At 36.9% G+C, this 17,133-nt stretch carries 17 protein-coding genes; 8 read left to right on the top strand and 9 right to left on the bottom strand.

All coding sequences use genetic code 11. The features are described from left to right. Positions 1-20 precede the first annotated feature (20 nt). Both IEW69_RS16305 and IEW69_RS16300 read right to left on the bottom strand, forming a co-directional pair. Positions 21-1,583 (bottom strand): relaxase/mobilization nuclease domain-containing protein, encoded by a 1,563-nt coding sequence (locus IEW69_RS16305; RefSeq protein ID WP_188627948.1) that lies wholly within the window; start codon positions 1,581-1,583, stop codon positions 21-23. Further along, the gene (locus IEW69_RS16300; protein ID WP_188627947.1) at positions 1,564-1,854 is read right to left on the bottom strand and encodes a plasmid mobilization protein; all 291 of its coding nucleotides are present in this window, start codon (positions 1,852-1,854) and stop codon (positions 1,564-1,566) included. Before IEW69_RS16300 ends, IEW69_RS16305 begins: the two co-directional genes overlap by 20 nt. Before the next feature lie 359 nt (positions 1,855-2,213). Between IEW69_RS16300 and IEW69_RS16295 the strand changes: the two genes are divergently transcribed. Next, positions 2,214-2,441, top strand: coding sequence for a DUF7695 domain-containing protein (locus tag IEW69_RS16295; RefSeq protein WP_188627946.1), 228 nt, complete (start codon positions 2,214-2,216; stop codon positions 2,439-2,441). An 87-nt stretch (positions 2,442-2,528) separates the two neighbouring features. On the opposite strand, the gene IEW69_RS16290 is transcribed toward IEW69_RS16295, so the two are convergent. The 7 genes from IEW69_RS16290 to IEW69_RS16260 form a co-directional block, all read right to left on the bottom strand. Further along, positions 2,529-3,119, bottom strand: coding sequence for a hypothetical protein (locus tag IEW69_RS16290; RefSeq protein ID WP_188627945.1), 591 nt, complete (start codon positions 3,117-3,119; stop codon positions 2,529-2,531). Between the two features lie 24 nt (positions 3,120-3,143). Further along, entirely contained in the window at positions 3,144-3,551 is a 408-nt protein-coding gene (locus tag IEW69_RS16285; RefSeq protein WP_188627944.1) for a hypothetical protein, read from the bottom strand. 7 nt (positions 3,552-3,558) lie between these two features. Next, positions 3,559-5,460 (bottom strand): UvrD-helicase domain-containing protein, encoded by a 1,902-nt coding sequence (locus IEW69_RS16280; RefSeq protein WP_188627943.1) that lies wholly within the window; start codon positions 5,458-5,460, stop codon positions 3,559-3,561. Between the two features lies 1 nt (position 5,461). Then, entirely contained in the window at positions 5,462-7,633 is a 2,172-nt protein-coding gene (locus tag IEW69_RS16275; protein WP_188627942.1) for an ATP-dependent endonuclease, read from the bottom strand. Positions 7,634-8,251: 618 nt separating this feature from the next. Next, on the bottom strand, positions 8,252-8,500 hold the full coding sequence (locus IEW69_RS16270; RefSeq protein WP_188627941.1) for a hypothetical protein: 249 nt from the start codon (positions 8,498-8,500) through the stop codon (positions 8,252-8,254). A 42-nt stretch (positions 8,501-8,542) separates the two neighbouring features. Next, positions 8,543-9,148 (bottom strand): nucleotide-binding protein, encoded by a 606-nt coding sequence (locus IEW69_RS16265; protein WP_188627940.1) that lies wholly within the window; start codon positions 9,146-9,148, stop codon positions 8,543-8,545. A 565-nt stretch (positions 9,149-9,713) separates the two neighbouring features. Continuing rightward, complete coding sequence (locus IEW69_RS16260) at positions 9,714-10,733, bottom strand: replication initiation protein (protein WP_188627939.1); 1,020 nt, start codon at positions 10,731-10,733, stop codon at positions 9,714-9,716. A gap of 262 nt (positions 10,734-10,995) precedes the next feature. On the opposite strand from IEW69_RS16260, the gene IEW69_RS16255 reads away from it, so the two are divergent. From IEW69_RS16255 to IEW69_RS16225, 7 genes are all read left to right on the top strand, one after another. Further along, positions 10,996-11,589 (top strand): DUF6088 family protein, encoded by a 594-nt coding sequence (locus IEW69_RS16255; RefSeq protein WP_188627938.1) that lies wholly within the window; start codon positions 10,996-10,998, stop codon positions 11,587-11,589. Beyond that, the gene (locus tag IEW69_RS16250; RefSeq protein WP_188627937.1) at positions 11,589-12,605 is read left to right on the top strand and encodes a nucleotidyl transferase AbiEii/AbiGii toxin family protein; all 1,017 of its coding nucleotides are present in this window, start codon (positions 11,589-11,591) and stop codon (positions 12,603-12,605) included. The genes IEW69_RS16255 and IEW69_RS16250 overlap by 1 nt, the downstream gene beginning before the upstream one ends. Before the next feature lie 397 nt (positions 12,606-13,002). Then, positions 13,003-13,644 (top strand): Crp/Fnr family transcriptional regulator, encoded by a 642-nt coding sequence (locus IEW69_RS16245; RefSeq protein ID WP_051759900.1) that lies wholly within the window; start codon positions 13,003-13,005, stop codon positions 13,642-13,644. Positions 13,645-13,712: 68 nt separating this feature from the next. Continuing rightward, a complete protein-coding gene (locus tag IEW69_RS16240; RefSeq protein ID WP_037440931.1) occupies positions 13,713-14,504 on the top strand; it encodes a sulfite exporter TauE/SafE family protein in 792 nt (263 codons plus the stop codon). Between the two features lie 108 nt (positions 14,505-14,612). Then, positions 14,613-15,170, top strand: coding sequence for a YeeE/YedE family protein (locus IEW69_RS16235; protein ID WP_037440934.1), 558 nt, complete (start codon positions 14,613-14,615; stop codon positions 15,168-15,170). Positions 15,171-15,188: 18 nt separating this feature from the next. Next, positions 15,189-15,602, top strand: coding sequence for a DUF6691 family protein (locus IEW69_RS16230; protein ID WP_037440937.1), 414 nt, complete (start codon positions 15,189-15,191; stop codon positions 15,600-15,602). 75 nt (positions 15,603-15,677) lie between these two features. Then, positions 15,678-17,036: an MBL fold metallo-hydrolase gene (locus IEW69_RS16225; RefSeq protein ID WP_188627936.1), complete on the top strand. Its 1,359-nt coding sequence runs from the start codon at positions 15,678-15,680 to the stop codon at positions 17,034-17,036. Positions 17,037-17,133: the final 97 nt, after the last annotated feature.

The raw sequence follows: 17,133 nt of genomic DNA, 5'->3' as shown, positions 1-17,133 counted from the left end.
TTGATTGGCTTTAAAGGGGACTATCTTTTTAATCCGTTTTTTCGATTCTGGTCCTGTTCATTTTTCTTAGAAAACATTTCTCTTAACTGCTCCTGCCTTTTATGCTCATATACCCTATGTTCAAATTTTGAAAGAAGCGTAAGATCCCGGCTTTCCATTCCTCGTACTTGCGGCTTAAATTCCGGCTTAATGGCTTCCCGCTGCTCCCTTTTTAGGTTATCATTAGCTTTTTCCTTCTCCTTAGCGGCCCCTGTCAGTTTATCAAGCATATTAATCTTTTTAGGCTCCTGCTGCATCAGCTGACTATACCGCTTTTCGCTGTCCTTAAACCGTTCAAATTGCTCTTTGACATCTTTTACAGACCAATCAAAAGTGCTTTTTTTGATGCCTATTTGAAGCCCGGCATTTGAATAGATGAAACGGTCCTTTTCTTCCTTGAACCCATTTTTCTCCATGATACCAGAAACATTGCCTCCCATATTTCCCCGTTGCAGTTCAGCTTTAATTTCCTTAATGGCACTTTCTATCCGGAGGTTATAATCCTTTACAAAATCGTGCTCTCTCTTTTCTTCTGGAGTTGGCTGTAAACTTTCCTTTTTTACCCCGGCTGAATGTGTCTCAAATTTCGGAGCTTCAATGTTTCCTTTACCTGGTGCGTCTGCTTTGAAAAGGCTTGCATCCTTCTGCTTTTGTACATGTTCTTTCAGGGCCGATTTAAGGAGATGTGGATTAACATTTCTAAGCAGCTCAACCTTTACCCTGTTTTCTTCTAGTGCCTTGCTTATCTCGCTCCATTTATAGTCTATAGCGGAGCCTTTTACAGAAATATTATCTTTTTTAAAGCTGATACCCGATATCCCGTTTTTATTCTCTGAAAGTTGAACATCTACTCCTCGCCTCTCTAGTTCCACCTTCAATTTTTCAGGACTATCAATCTCTTTTTTAGATAGTACTTCCTGCAAATGCTTGCGGATTTCATTTTTCTGTTCTTGGATTATCGGATTTTTATCTCGGACTGCCTTATTTTGTTTTTGCTGTTTATTGGTCTGCTTTTCCTGTTCATTTACATACCGGAAACCTTTCTCCTCCCTTGCATCATAGACAACCGTTCTGCCCTGCGTTGGTCTTAGGCCCTGCTCCTTTTCTACCTTGTCACAGGCAACTTGCAGCCGGTCCTTGATCCGGTGATCATTGAGTAGCTCCCCGTCCATACTCACCCGGTTGGCAACAACATGATAATGGTCATGGGCCTTGTCCTTATGCTGCACCACTACGTACTGGTGATTATCTTTTTCAATGCCGATATCTTTTAAAATACTGTCGATCGCCTGCTCCGCCTGAACGCGGCTTAATTTTTCATCCGGATGAAAATTAATTTGCACATGAAGCACCGGTTTCTGAACCGTTTTCCGCTCATCGGCTAGCTCTCGCATTTGCTTCCCCATTTCCCTGCTTGAGCCGTAAACCTGGTTAAAGTCGAGCACTTTCGCGCGCATCTGCTCCGGATACTTTTTAGCTTCCTGAAGGGCGTAAGATATCGCCTTGGAAAATCCGTTTCCAGTATTAGCGTTTGCGGTAGGCATAGCGAATTTTTTCTATAAGTTCTTTTAATGTACCACTCACCTCGGCTGGGATAATGCCGGTGGAATTGGCGTGCCGTGTCAGCTGGTTGAGGTTATTTGCAATCCCGTTCAAAGTCTTTTTTTCTTCCCCATCTACCTTTATAATACTGCCCGAAAGCAGCACCTTGCGGGCATATTCGCTCACCGAAATGCCGGCCTCTTTGGCTTTGTCCTGAATGATTCTTTTATCCGAAGGGGACACCCGAAGGATAATGTTGGTCTCTTTTTCCATCTTCAAAAACTTTGGTTTTTGTTTGCTTCGCTTGGACATAAGCAGCGCGTTTTGTCCTTGCGTTGCACTTCCAAAAAGTAGCGCAGCGTTAAGCTTTTTGGCGAGGGTTGGTGGTGGATATAATGGAGTGAAACGAAATGTATATACATCTGCCCCCCCTCGCTTCTTTACGCTCAACCCTAAGGTAGGGAGAATTTAGGATTTGGCAAAATCCTAAAGACGAAGCTGGCTTAGGGGCGGAAAAGCATAACCGGGAGGTTATGTCTTTGGAGCAGACCGAGAACAAAAAATGCCCGTCGAGGGCATTTTGGGTTGAAGGTCAACTATCCATATATACGAATATCTGTATATTCGTATATATGGATATCTTAACTGATAAGCCTGATTTGGCTTCAAATCAGGCGGTGTGTTTTAACTGCGAAAATGTACTTACAAGCAAGGACCAGTATGATATGGTTTTATGCTCATGTGGAGCTATGGCTGTGGATGGGGAATACCATTTAAGGATTATAGAAATCAAAGAAAATCCAGCTCATAATGGTGGCTTACCACCTTTGGCTAAAAATGGATTTATAATGAAATTTTAACTTGTCTTATTTATCCGATAATTAAACGCAGCTGCGCTTAATTATTATCATACTAATTGCTGGTAAGTCAAAACACAAATCCTTCATCTATTGTCTTCCAATAATAGGATTGTAAACCTCACGAAGTTTAGATTCCAATGCAGGAGCAATCATATCATAGTTAGTAACATCTAATGGAATCCATCTAACTCTAAATTTCCTTCCATATAAATTAGTTCGGCTTTTAAGCTTCATTGCAAAGGTAGTAGCATCAATATTCTTAATAATGTGTTCATTGATCCTATTTCCTACTTTTCTACTTTTACCTATGTATATAGGTATCCAGTTTTTTAAACTTTTATGTTTTGATACACGTATTCTTTTGATACCAGGAACCCATGAAATTGGGAATTTTTTCCAGTCATCTGAGAACTGTGACATCCAATCATTAACACTCAAACTTGTATCATGGTAATGCAATTCAAAAATATAAAGGCCATTGCGATTATATGTAGAATCACATATTTTGGAAATTTGCTCGGATAATTCAAACTCTTGTATAGTTACAAATTCGAGTTTACCTGCAATTTCATCTAGTTCAATATCGATCTTAGATAAAAACTGATCTATTTCAATAATTCTATTTAATGCTTTGTCTAAATTTATTTTAGTTTCTAAAGCTTCCTGGATTTCGCTCATATTCGAATTTAATTTATCAAGTTACTACTGATATCCCTTACGAGCTGGTTTTGGACGCTCATCCTCTCTTGTTCGTAAGTACCATATTTCATTGTTGTTCTTACTTATGCCTTTTATTGCTCCCAATTCAGTCAATAAAAGGCGCAATTCATCATCAGTAAACGCACCAGTTCTTTTACGCAAGGTCGAAAATTTCCGATCTGTATATGTCTTGTGATTTAAAAGTTCTAATAGATAGCTTTTTGCTTCCTCCTTACTAAGATTCTGAAGGCGATGCATTTCTATGTTATGATTAAACTGACCCTTCTGCAGTAGATAGTTGATACATCCAGTAGCTATAGCACCAATAAGAACACCAGATAAGGTCCAAAAGGGAGCATCGGATCCTGAATTAAAATTGAATAGATTAATGTCAAGTATAAAGGTTAACATATAATAATTATGCTATTTTATCATTAATAATCTCAACTTCACTCTCTTTAAACCAACCATATTTAAGTAGATTTAATTTGACGGTGACTGGATTATCTGAGTATGCAACTATAGCTAAGCTATCTTTTGCTCTTGAACATGCTACATAAAAAAGTCTTTTTGTTCTGTCTATTCCAGTCTCCTTTCCCTCATCCATATTTTTTTGATCTCCAGGGCTTAATTCACGAGAACCAAATAATTTGTCATAGCTGAAAAGAAATCCTTTTGCCTCTTCATCATCTATAATAACCATTACCCGGGAATATTCAAGGCCTTTAACTCCTTGATGAGTACCAAAATTTGATTTTTCACTTAAATACCTCTCATAATAAACTATCTGTGAAAATGGAACCTCTAATGCCCTTTCCCATGCTTTTAAAGTAGTATCAGTACTGATTTCTTCATCTTCTTCATTCAAACTTTTAATAGAACTTACATTATTGCTTGCTAACGGATAAAGTGCCTCTGGTATAGGAAATAAGCCTGAATCTTCAATATTTCTTACTATCTGCATAAGACTGGGATCTTGGTTACCATTCCATAAGGCACATAAGTCCCGGCATGCTCGATTTGTTAACTTTAATGTTTCACTTGGGTCATTGCTTTCTATCAGTTTATTTCTTTGCAACAAAAGCGAATGGCTTTTTACAATTTTAGCAAGAGTAAACTTGTCTCCATCCTGGTGAGCTTTGATAAGTGGCAGTATTATTCTGGTGAAAAATCCAATAGTAGAATTTGATCCATCGAGAAGACCTGTTTTTATTTTATCCTGTTCATATAGTGGTTCAAAAAACTCAAAAAAACCCATTCTCCTAGCAGCCATATGATGTTCCAGGATCAGCATTTTTACTTGATTAGAACTTAATGACCAAAGAGGATCATTAGTTGCTATGGCCATTTTTTTTGCTACCTCACTTTCTATAAAAGCCTTATTAGCATCCCGGGTTGATATAAAAAATTTAACTATACCTTCTTGTTTTTCTGGCCTTGGAACTTGTATTTGGTTATCTACTGTTTTACGAATATCATTTACAAGGTTAATAATTCGTTTATTTGACCTATGGTTCATCACTTTTGAAGGTGTAATCCATTCAGTAGGTAGATTTTTGTCAAGATTTTCTTTTCCATCGGAATAAATGCGTTGCATAGTATCACCAAATAAACCCAAGGAAAAAATTTTGCTTTTACGCTTTTGTAGTGCAAACAATGCGTCTATTAAATCTTTTTTTGTATCCTGGCTTTCATCAACAAGAATAATAGGGAACCGGCAGGCAACTATATCCTGCATTAGATGCTTATTTTCTATAAAATCAGCTGTAATTGCTATAACCTCAGAATGATTCAATGAATCTTTAGTAAGATTATCTCCATTTGGATTATACGTAAATCTTAGAATATTAGGCAATGAATTAAGCCTTCTAGTTTTTGATTCAATTTTGCGGGCTCTTTCAACAGATGTTTTGTTCATTAAATTCTTGCTTTTACCTTGAGCAATAGCAATTTCTGCAATTTCCTTGGTTAAATTTATCCTTAACCAAGCTTTTATATCTGAAGTTAAGTGGCTAATAAGTTCCCAGCTAAAGCTGTGGATTGTACTTACATGAAAAGCCATATCATAATCTAAGCGGTGAATAATTTCATCACAGGCTGCATTCGTATACGTTATAACAGCTACTTTTTGGCGTCTAAGTTTGAAGTATTCACCATATAACTCCTTAAAACGAGTTAACACATTCACCAAGGATCTCGTTTTTCCTGATCCGGCTCCTGCGAAGAGAAAAAAACTCTTTGGAGAATCCGGGTTTAAACAACTAAAGATTTGATCGTCTACCCCGGCATCCCGATCATTACCTGCATTGAATTCACCCATTTCAGATTGTCAATATAGATTTATCAGCAACCAACTTTTTTTCAAGCCAACTAAGCCCCTCTGCAATATATTCAGGAGCAGTTAATTTTATCGGTTCTGCTAAGTAAAGAAGTTCTAAAGCAAACTCAGCCTTTTTAGCACTACTAGCTGTTATTGCCTCATACATTTGCTTAGCAGAGTTTGCTATATCAGTGTCTTTAGCTGCAGTTGTCATTTTTTTCAACAAACCCGTACATTCACTCAATTCAGCAAATATTTGACGGTTAGTCATAACTAATGAATCCTCAAATGTGTAAGGATAAACTTCTACTACGCCCAATTCACCCTTTATCTTAATTGGAAGTTGGTAGGAAACTTTTACAAAGGACCTAGCGTCTGCTCTACCCCCTACATCTAGTTTCAAAAGTTTATCAATGCTAGAAATTTTCGGTATCCAGTTTTTCAGCGTATTATTTCCAGAAAGAAGTCCTTTACCTAAATCCGGCTGTACTTTTGATTTTCCCTCAGTTGAATCTATATCAGTAATGATCAAACAGAATATACTTAAGTTTTCTACCAGTTGTTGTAATGTATGTGCATGACTACCACCAATTTCTAAAATTGATAAGTAACAGTTGTCCAACTTACTATGGTGCTTAATAAAATACGGAACCAGCATTCGTTCAGCTGGACCTTCTACCATAATTACTGCATCAGCAAAAAACAGATCACAATGGGTGGTTTTTAAATAGCGTTTAGCAAAACGTGTTGTAGCATCATCAGTTCCAAACGTTTTCGAAAGATTTACAACTGTAGACGTAGTACTTTTACCTGAAATAGCTTCTGCTCTTTTGAAATAGCGTAGTGAAGTAAAACTTGCTTCATGTGCAATGTGGCTAGAGTGTGTGCTAATTACTAATTGAGTTCTAAATTTGGAACTGCGGAGTTCTTTGTGGTTACGAAGCACATCATATGCTTTATTAATAAAAACCTGTTGTACCTGAGCATGTAAATGTGCCTCCGGTTCCTCTATTAATACTAGATGAAGAGGCTCGAAGTCAGCTGATTCCTTGCTTGCATTATTGATATAATTTCTACCTACCTGCATCCACTCATCGCGAAAACGGATGAGTTTGAAAATGATTGATATTAAATTTTGATAACCTAATCCATTGTATTTCTCTGGAAGAGACAAACCATCATCAAGAGCATATTGCACTGCAGATTCGTGATTCAACCCATCCAACGTGTTAAAACGGCTTGAAAGATTAATTGTAGGATTTCCAAATCCAGGATAGTTTAAGAGTTCGAGTTCTTTAAGAGAGGTGCTAAAACATTCTTTTAAATTTTGGTCAAATATTTTTTTTGCATCATTTATCGCTCGAAGTGCTTTGATGTCATCACTAGATGGGTTTACTGTAGGGTTTAAGTGTTTGTCGTAATAATTTCTTAATTGACTTGAAAGATTTTTGACAGTGGCAGTATTCTCCGAACTATCAGAATTTACGTCAGAGAATCCCCTTTGAGCATTGATAATATCTACTTTAATCAAACCACTAAAAGCATCTCCTTCCACAGGCAAATCAAATTCGCTTAGAACTTGCGGTACTTCTCGCTGATCTGGATCAAGTAAATATGTATGAACAGAGAAATACCTATTTAAATTACTTTTTTCGTCAAGAAAATCCCACAAACTAGTTGGCCATATTTTAAAATCGTCAACAACATCGTTTTCTAAGAGCGCGCTTGAAGTTTTGTATGATGAAGTAAATTCTTTAAATAATTCCTCCATATTTGATGGTTCATACCGTAATCTTATTCCTAATAAGCCCCCAGTCCAATCGAGAGTAGGAATTAAATGATGGATATAATGGAGTTCGGAATTTTCAACTTTTAACCAGATATCTAAAGATGGTAAACTCTGTAACCATGAGTCTAGGCTTAAGTCTATTTCATCGAATTCAGTAGCAAGATGCCATTTTTTGCCAATTTCATTTATAGCGGTCCAATTAGATAGTGTAAAATCTCGTGTAGTGAATTTGCTCTTATACTTAAAAAAAAGTATGAGAGCATCCATAGCCGTCGTTTTTCCACTATTGTTTGCACCAACAAATAATGTTTGATTTTCAGAGAAATCAATTCGACAATCCTTTAGTTTTCGAAAATTCTGTACATGTACAAAGCTTATTTGCATTCTGAGAAGCATTAATTTAAAAAATAAATATACTATTTCTCATCTATATTAATTGATACTGCTAGGCTTCTTTCAGATTTTATCTACGATGAGAATCTTGAATAAATTATTAAGGCTAATAAACACTTTAATGAATTATATTATTATTTAAACCTTCGTATTTACAGTAACAATAATTAGATAAAACACATACTTTTGATATAATAGTAGCTCTTAGCAATGATGCTGTCCATTCAGGAAACCGAGTTCAAGCTTTGATCCTAGCTGATATTAAGTCATCAGCATAATAGGCTAACAGGTTAATAAGATTTATATTAAATATTAAGAGGATGTGCCCGCAAGCACAATATATCCAGGCGTTATATTATATGGGGTAGGGTTGCTGAGAGTACCCGTCTCCTTCGTAATCAATAGGTAATGATTCGTACGTAAAATAGCAGATCAGTATGTCTGTTCTTCTATTACGAATAATTTCACTCGGTTTTTGCTTGAAAGATAGCTCTATCAAATATCTGCCGGTTTGCACGATTTCTAAGAAGGACAAATTTAACGAATATCACTTCATCCATTATTACCTTATGTTATAATAGTGAGATGACAGTATAATAGAAAATTCCGTTACTTTATTTCAGATAAATATTTATCCAATGCTAAAATGGCGATATCTTTTTGCGTAAGTTCTTTTTCTACACCAAATGATTTCATTCTTTTGAGCAGTTTTTTTGGAATCCAAACGTTGAGCTGCCCTTCAGGCTCTTTTTCTTCTACCCTACCCTTAACGGGATTTACTTCTTGGATGGGCGTTTTTGGTTCTTCTTTTTTTAATCGGTCGGCAAGGTTGCCCAACTTATCTTTATAATTAGTCATAATCTTAAATTTATGTAAATACAAAATTACATATTTATGTATCTATGCACTAATCGAATTTACTATTTCTTCAGCTAAAGCGGTTATTTCTTCTTTGGCTTTACTATCTACTCCATTTAATACCCCTCCCGTTATTGGCGATCTGGTGAAGCTTACCCGGTCATGGATAACTGTAGTCAATAAAGGCACATCAAAGTTTTTTAAGAGTTCTTGTACCTCAGAGGTTACCCCTGACCGGGGCTTGATCATATTTAATACAATGCCCGCCTTAAGCCCGGCATGTTTAATTTGAGCTTCCCTAACTAAGGCGACAGTAGAGCGTATGGCCATCACGTCAAAAAATCCTGCCTTTGTAGGTATGAGTACATAATCAGAAATCAAGAATAATTCCGGCAAGCGGTTGGAAAGATACGGGGGGGTATCAATAATGACTAGCTGATGTGCCAAATTACGGATAGCTTCAAAATTATCTTCCTGAATGATAGAGAGCTCCGGCAGATCATGCTTGAGATCTGCTATACTTCCTTGTAGATCGGTATCCACCAGGGCTACTGTTAGCTGATCCTGAAAACAAATGGCTAGATTTAGAGCTAATGTACTTTTTCCTACGCCGCCTTTTTGATGTGCTATGGTAATTATTTTTGCCATATACAAATATACATAATTTTGTATTTATTCATTTATATATATATGTATTTATGTAAATACATATATACTAAGTATTATTTAATAGAGAGACACTTCTCATATTCGTTAAATATGTCACCCATAGTAAGCCTAATGATACTCTTTATGATTAAATATGATAGACGTAATTTCGTTAAATTTGTCCCGGATAGTTTTTCGGAGAAGGCTATGGTGTACAAAATTAACGACTTTAAGCCGCCCGCGATATAAAATCCTTGGATTGATAGATTTTCTTTCCGTTTTTCAATTTCAAACTGCCTTTTCTTGTTTATAATAGCTGTGAAGGACTTCTTTTCCGTAAATGCTTTTTTATTGATTAATAATTGTTAATCAAATTGATTATATTGAAGCCTCTGTATATTCTTGATTTACAACAATATACAGAGATACATAGGGACAGATATAACGATTAAAAGCGACAGATATAACGACTTTATGGGACAGATATAACGACTTATAGGGGACAAATATAACGGCTAATTTTCCTATGGGGGACAGATATAACGACTTTTTAGGGCATACCCAACTAATCTTGATTGCCGTATTCATTTTTTAATGCTTGTATAACATATTCCGGCACCTTTTTAATCGCAGTCTTAGACGATTTTCCTGCTTCATGAATAAAAGTGTATACTTCAATGATTTTATTCCTTAGATCGCCTATAATATCGTCTCTGTAGATAATGTGGGCAATGGAATTTATATGTTCGGTCCGAAATCCTAAATGTGCCTTTAGTAGATGAATGTTGTCTTCCTTCAAGCGGATTAGCTGCACGTCTTCTTCATGCAACGTCTTTTTATGTTTTATGACAAAATTAAATTTTGTTATTTTCCTTCCAGTGAGGGTGGTGTTAAAAATAAAGAAAACGTCTGCTATTTCTTTCAATTCTTCCTCAGCAGGCTTAATGACACGTCGGATAAGATCTTTGGTCTGCGGGTACTTATCAACAAGAGAGAGCCTTTCGCGAAATTCCTCCGGACTAATAGAAAACACCTCTTTATCTTTCCAATGGGAGATCATTTCGTATAGCTTTTGGGTATAACTATTATCAGTCAGGTACATGATGTTTTCTGCAAATTGCGTTAACCCATTAGTTGCTTTTACCAGTTCCTGAGCAGTCGCCTTGTGGATTACCACGGTTACAGTCCGAGAGTGTTTGGTTAGTACCGCACGCTCTATCAGCCCGGTCAATATTGTTTCTTCCTCAGGGTGTTTGCTTTTTTTACTTTTGGTGGCGGGTAGCACAATTTGAACGTTAAAGCTTCGTAACTCCTGCAACGCATTTTTCACGTGGGTATAATTATTGGAGTTCTTGACAATATCATTTAATGAAAATGTGAGCTTGATACTATCGTCCAAGTTGGAGAATATTTCAAGTTGACCTATAGGCATGCCTTTCGCCACCAAAGAGATTTCCTTTTGTAGCAAAGAAATTATTTTAGTTAGGATACGTTTCTGCGTAACCGTAAAATCCCATTTAGCCATCGTAATACGATAGGGCTGCCGGATAATTTTATAGTTAAGGATTTCTTCGCTTATCGCCATAATATCGATTCCGAATATAGGGATTATATTTAATTGTTGAAATACATATTTACATATTTATGTAAATATGTAAAATCTAGATAACAGCAATCCTAAACTTTTAAAATCCTATTACTATATGTTTAGACCAGTCAAAGAATAGGAGGAGGGCCTCTAGTTTAAAGGCGGTTATATCGTTTAATATAATCATTTTTGTTACCTTTTTTTGAATTTTGGTAACACATAAACTTACTTAAATTATTATCTTTACACAAACGGCAACATGGGTAAAACACATTCAGAAATTGAGAATACTCTCAAAAGAAAGAAAAAAGGAAATCTTATTTTCCCTACTGACTTTAGGGGAATGGGAAGTGAGGCCGCAATTAAAATGGCACTAAACCGCTTAAATAAAGAAAACATTATTAAAAGGATTGCTCATGGCATATATCTTATACCTAAGATTGATCCGCTTTTCGGTGCTATATCACCATCTCCGGAGGAAGTAGCAGAAGCGCTGGCAAAAAAGGAAAAAGTTAATATCAAGCCAACTGGTGCATATGCGTTGCACAAGCTCGGGTTGACTACTCAGGTTCCAACAAAACTCGTTTACCTTACAGATGGGTCACCACGAGAGATCAAAATGGGTAAGACTATTATTAAATTTAAAGCCACTACTTCTAAGAAATTAGCTATGGCAGGGCCGTATAGCAGCCTCATTATCCAGGCTCTAGAAGAACTTGGAACAGACAATATAGATGAACAAACCGAAAGTAAAATTAAAGCCTTGTTAAGGAAAGAAAGTCCGGCCCTGCTCCTGAATGATTTAAAACTGGCGCCGGCAAAGATTAATGATTATATAATTAAGCTCCTATAATGACAGATTGGTTAAACCTTACAGACGCACAGCGCAAAACAAGTATAGATCAGGCTGCAATTACTAGTGGAATAAATTCAAAATCCATAGAAAAAGACTGGTGGGTAACGCTTACGCTGAAAGCGCTGTTTCAAACTGAATATGCTCAATTCCTAGTTTTTAAAGGAGGAACGTCATTAAGTAAATGCTGGAAGGTGATTCAAAGATTCTCAGAAGATATTGATATCGTTATAGACACTGAGTTGTTTGGTATACCGTATGTAGATGAACCGACCAAGAGTTATTTATCCAGACTAAAAAAGAAGGGTTGCAAATTTACCAGCAACGAGTTAAAAAAAGCAATAGAAAAGCAGTTTATAGAACTCGGTGTTACCGAAGGAACATTAGAAATCATAGCTGAGGACGTAGATCCAACTATGACCGATAAAGATCCACAAACCTTATTCATTAAATATAAATCACTATACGATCCCAATCCCTATTTGGCTGACCAGGTCAAAGTTGAGGTTGGTGTACGTTCCAAAATTGAACCCTATACTAGAAAGGAAGTACAATCTATTTTAACAGAAGTATATCCTAATGATGTTTACCCAGAAAAACCATTTACGGTTCAAGTGGTAGAAACCCATAAGACGTTCTTGGAAAAGGCATTCCTTCTACATGAAGAATTTAAAAAGCCAAACAGACATAAAATACGTACAGAAAGAATGTCCCGTCATTTCTATGATCTGGAGAAACTAATGGATACCGAAGCATGCAAAAAAGCACTTGCTGACCAGGACCTTTATGCAACCATTATACATCACAGGGCGCAATACAACAAATTGAATGGCATCGACTACACGCTATTAAATAGAATAACTATTTGCTTTGTGCCACCAGAGGAATTTGTTGAAGGATATCTCAGTGACTATGCGACTATGAGAGAACATATGATTTATGGAGAGTCCCTAGAACCAATTAAACTGTTTGAAAGAATTTCGGAGCTGCAAAAAAGATTTAATTCTTTCGAATAGGCCGCCCAGATCCGTTACCGGTAAAACTCGTATTTAAGAATTGGTAACGTTAAAACGAATTCATGAATTTGGCCAAAATGAAATCATGAACAGCCTATTCGTACATTCCAAGAAATAGACCGTTTTTTGATGTATAATGAGACGGGTTTTTGATTCGCTTTTAGTTAGAATGTTCCCTATTATACGCCTAAACCAAGTCAAGGAATTAGTAACCATTTAGATAATATGTTTACTATCAGTTCATCACATGTTGAATAAAATAATTATGCTGATCTCCATCAATGCAAGACCTTGATATTCTTAAACAGATACTTAGCTCCATTGACTAATAATATTTACATTCAATCTCATAAGTGAATATTAATCAGCAATTTTGGTTTATTAGATACTTACACGCATGGATCAGAGCCTAATCAAACAATACTTACTTGCATCCTTTCCTCAGTTTGAAGCGCGGTTAATTGAAACGCTAATTGATAATGCCTTTTTGAAAGAATTCAATGAAGGTGATTTATTGATGAATACCGGGCAGAACATGCGTTTTACAATGCTGGTCGTTGAGGGATTGGTTAAACTGTACCGTGAAGGTGAGGATGGGAGTGAATTCTTTATGTATTATATTCATCCTGGAGGCGCTTGTGCGCTGTCTATGATTTGCTCTACAAAGCAACAAACTAGTGAAATCAAGGCAAGTGCAGTAGATAAAACTACTGTCCTGGCAGTTCCTACTACGCTGATGGACGAACTAATGAAAAATTATAAGACGTGGTACTACTTTGTTTTAGAAACCTATAGATCAAGATTTGAAGAATTACTAGTTGTTATTGATCATATATCTTTTAAAGCGATGGACGAAAGACTAGAATTCTACCTTGAAAAGCAACATCATGATCTCAATACGAGGGCATTAATGCTAACACATAGCCAGATTGCAAATGATTTAAATTCCTCAAGAGAGGTAATTTCCCGTCTTCTAAAGAAAATGGAACAGCAAAAAAAGGTTATCCTTCATCGCAGCTACATCGAATATCTCAAATAAGCTCCAGTGTGACTCAAGTCACCATTCTGGTATGTTTTACAGCCCATATTTGTACTACACTTTACAATATGGAAATCATTGCTTATTTCGCTTCTGCATTAATTGGTATATCGCTCGGACTTATTGGTGGTGGTGGGTCAATTCTCACAGTCCCTGTAATGGTATATCTTTTTGGCGTTAATCCCCTTCTTGCCACATCCTACTCCTTGTTTATTGTAGGTACAACAAGTTTGGTAGGTGCATATCAAAACTTCAGGAATAATCTGGTCAGCATCAGAACCGCCCTGTTATTTGGTCTATCTTCAATAATCACCGTATTTGTTATAAGGAAGTTCTTAGTCCCTATCTTACCTACACAATTGTTTTCTATTGGTGGCTTTCAGGTTACCTTAAATATGATGACCATGGTGCTTTTTGCGCTACTAATGCTAGTAGCTTCCTTCTCCATGATCAAGGATAAAGCAATCATAGAAACAAAATCTCCTGCCTATTCGGGACATACGCTGAGGCTATTGATTTATGGTGTAGGAATTGGTTTTGCTACGGGACTTCTGGGGGCAGGCGGTGGCTTCTTACTTATACCTACTCTTGTGATTCTGCTGGGCTTGCCAATGAAAGAGGCTGTTGGAACGTCCTTAATGATTATCGCCATGAATTCCTTAGTAGGTTTTACAGGTGACCTGGGACACTTTCAAATTGACTGGCTCTTTTTATTTAAAGTTACCGGAATAGCGCTGGCCGGGCTCTTTTTTGGAATATTTTTAAGTAAAAAGGTTGACGGATCAAAACTAAAGAGGGGATTTGGCTGGTTTGTTCTAATCATGGGTGGCTTTATCTTGATAAAGGAACTTTTACACTAAAGGCTGAAGGATTTTAATCTGTTGAGTGACAGAAGTCACCGTTATAAGGGCCTGAATCTTCCGAAATTTGTTCAATTAACAAGTTAACTTAAATTAATCATACAACATATGCTAGAACTACTCAAACAACAGTGGCCATGGTATACCTCTGGTGCCGCCATTGCCTTTATCATGGTTTTACTTTTATACTTTGGAAAATCGTTTGGTGTTTCCTCCAACCTGCGGACGATTTGTACCATAGCTGGTGCAGGTAAGAAAGTGAAATTTTTTGACTTTGACTGGACTACACAAAAATGGAACTTGCTATTCATATTTGGTGCAGTATTGGGCGGGGTGATCTCTTCCACACTCTTAAAAAATGATCAACCATTACAACTCTCAGAAGCTACCATAGCTGATCTAAAGACCATTGGGGTAGGTTTTGAAGGTGGCCTAAATCCGTCGCAATTATTCAGTCTTGATGCAATACTTTCAATAAAAGGTTTTTTAATTCTGTTAGTTGGAGGCGTACTGGTGGGATTTGGGGCCCGCTATGCAGGTGGTTGTACATCAGGCCATGCAATTTCAGGCTTAACTAATCTGCAGGTACCATCTCTGATTGCAGTTATCGGTTTCTTTATTGGTGGGCTTGCCACAACCTATTTAATACTTCCATATCTCTTCTAATCTATAAAATTCAAAAAAATGAAGTCTTTAAAATTTATAGTAGCTGGCATTTTGTTCGGCATAATAATGAGTAAATCTGAGGCGATTTCATGGTTTCGTATTCAGGAAATGTTCCGTTTTCAATCTTTTCACATGTATGGGCTTATGGGGACTGCTGTAGTATTAGGTTCTCTTGCTGTGTTCCTCATTAAACGGTTTAAAATCAATGATTATAAAGGTAATCCCATTGCTTTTCAAGATAAGGATAAAAGCTTTCCAAGATATATACTGGGAGGGACCATCTTTGGGTTAGGTTGGGCACTAACAGGCGCTTGCCCGGGTCCAATGTTCGTAAATATTGGCCATGGCTATTTTGGAATGTTGATTGTAATATTTGGAGCATTAGCAGGGACATACCTTTATGGGGTAATAAAAAATCGGCTTCCTCACTAAGGATCAGGGTTGGTGACTTAAATCACCGTATAGAAAAAGTAATTGTTAGAAATTTGTATATCAAATCAGAAGAACATGAAAATTGAACAATTTGAAGATAAGAATCTTGCTCATTACAGTTATGCCGTTTTGAGCGAGTGTCAGCGTGAGGTTGTATTGATTGATCCTGCCCGCGATCCTAAGCCATATTATGACTATGCAGATAGACATGCTTCAAAAATTATCGGAGTTATAGAAACACATCCACATGCAGACTTTGTAAGTAGTCACCTTCAGATTCAACAGGAAACCGGCGCAAAGATATTTGCGAGCAAATTGATGAATCCCGACTATACCTTTATACCGTTTGATGAAGGTGCTGTGCTTGAAGTTGGCAAAGTCAAATTTAAACCAATGAATACACCTGGACATTCTCCAGACAGCATCTCTATTGTCCTGGAACACCAGGGAGAAGACAAAGCCGTATTTACGGGGGATACGCTATTCATTGGCGATTGTGGAAGACCTGATCTGAGAGAAAAAGGTGAAGATTTAGATTTGAAACGTGAAGAGCTTGCAAAAAAAATGTACAGCTCGCTTCGAAACAAGCTGATGTTGCTTGATGATGACGTAATTGTATATCCCGCTCACGGAGCTGGCACATTGTGTGGAAAGGCCTTAAGCAAGGCTAGTAGCAGTTCTATTGGCGCTGAAAAAGCAGCAAACTGGTCTTTACAGGATATGCCTGAGTCTGAATTCATTAAAGAATTAACTGCCGATCAACCATTTATACCAAAGTATTTTCCTTACAACGTTGATTTAAATAAAACAGGCGCTCCTGTATTAAAGAATAGTTTGGATAAGGTTATAGTGGGGCAAAAAGTTGATGATCTGAAAAAAGCAGCTCTACTTGATAATCACATAACCATTGTGGATACACGAAATTCTGCAGCCTATAAAAGGAAACACCTGAAAAATTCCATTAACATCATGGATGGTGAGAAATTTGAAACATGGTTAGGTGCATTGGTTGCCCCTGGTGATAAATTCTACCTTGCAGCAGAAAACGAAAATGCTTTAAAACTCTTGAAGGAAAGGACCGCTAAAATTGGATATGAACCATTTATCAAAGAGGCATTTGTGCTGGATTTTGGAACTGAACAATCAGCTGAATTAGACTTTGAAGATTTTAAGGAACACCCTTCGGCGTATACGGTTGTTGATATTCGAAATCAGCCAGAGGCTGAAAGCCAACCTGCTTTCCAAGGTTCAATCAATATCCCATTGCCAGAGCTGAGCAACCGGTCAAACGAGATTCCAACTAATAAGCCTATTGTTGTTCATTGCGCCGGTGGCTATCGAAGTGCTGCAGGAAGCAGTTTACTGGAAAATAAGCTAAATGCTAATGTGTTTGATTTAAGTGACCGAATCAAAGAATTTATCGGCAAGCACTAATCCAATTAGGTTCGCATTCCAAAACATCAAGGTATATTTACAACTATACCTTGATGTCTTTATAAAACAATGACCGCATGAGACCATATTTTTTTTT

Origin of the sequence: Pedobacter quisquiliarum, from assembly GCF_014642175.1 — a bacterium.
GTDB lineage: Bacteria > Bacteroidota > Bacteroidia > Sphingobacteriales > Sphingobacteriaceae > Pedobacter > Pedobacter quisquiliarum.
Note: the sequence above shows the minus strand (reverse complement) of the source record. Positions and strands in the feature narration are given on the sequence as shown.

Bases quoted from the DNA above. Each gene is read 5' to 3' on its own strand.
- IEW69_RS16280 (WP_188627943.1), bottom strand. From the start codon at position 5,460: ATGGGTGAATTCAATGCAGGTAATGATCGGGATGCCGGGGTAGACGAT.
- IEW69_RS16270 (WP_188627941.1), bottom strand. From the start codon at position 8,500: ATGACTAATTATAAAGATAAGTTGGGCAACCTTGCCGACCGATTAAAA.
- IEW69_RS16235 (WP_037440934.1), top strand. From the start codon at position 14,613: ATGCTAGAACTACTCAAACAACAGTGGCCATGGTATACCTCTGGTGCC.
- IEW69_RS16305 (WP_188627948.1), bottom strand. From the start codon at position 1,583: ATGCCTACCGCAAACGCTAATACTGGAAACGGATTTTCCAAGGCGATA.
- IEW69_RS16245 (WP_051759900.1), top strand. From the start codon at position 13,003: ATGGATCAGAGCCTAATCAAACAATACTTACTTGCATCCTTTCCTCAG.
- IEW69_RS16275 (WP_188627942.1), bottom strand. From the start codon at position 7,633: ATGCAAATAAGCTTTGTACATGTACAGAATTTTCGAAAACTAAAGGAT.
- IEW69_RS16295 (WP_188627946.1), top strand. From the start codon at position 2,214: ATGGATATCTTAACTGATAAGCCTGATTTGGCTTCAAATCAGGCGGTG.
- IEW69_RS16255 (WP_188627938.1), top strand. From the start codon at position 10,996: ATGGGTAAAACACATTCAGAAATTGAGAATACTCTCAAAAGAAAGAAA.
- IEW69_RS16250 (WP_188627937.1), top strand. From the start codon at position 11,589: ATGACAGATTGGTTAAACCTTACAGACGCACAGCGCAAAACAAGTATA.
- IEW69_RS16265 (WP_188627940.1), bottom strand. From the start codon at position 9,148: ATGGCAAAAATAATTACCATAGCACATCAAAAAGGCGGCGTAGGAAAA.
- IEW69_RS16290 (WP_188627945.1), bottom strand. From the start codon at position 3,119: ATGAGCGAAATCCAGGAAGCTTTAGAAACTAAAATAAATTTAGACAAA.
- IEW69_RS16225 (WP_188627936.1), top strand. From the start codon at position 15,678: ATGAAAATTGAACAATTTGAAGATAAGAATCTTGCTCATTACAGTTAT.
- IEW69_RS16260 (WP_188627939.1), bottom strand. From the start codon at position 10,733: ATGGCGATAAGCGAAGAAATCCTTAACTATAAAATTATCCGGCAGCCC.
- IEW69_RS16230 (WP_037440937.1), top strand. From the start codon at position 15,189: ATGAAGTCTTTAAAATTTATAGTAGCTGGCATTTTGTTCGGCATAATA.
- IEW69_RS16300 (WP_188627947.1), bottom strand. From the start codon at position 1,854: ATGGAAAAAGAGACCAACATTATCCTTCGGGTGTCCCCTTCGGATAAA.
- IEW69_RS16240 (WP_037440931.1), top strand. From the start codon at position 13,713: ATGGAAATCATTGCTTATTTCGCTTCTGCATTAATTGGTATATCGCTC.
- IEW69_RS16285 (WP_188627944.1), bottom strand. From the start codon at position 3,551: ATGTTAACCTTTATACTTGACATTAATCTATTCAATTTTAATTCAGGA.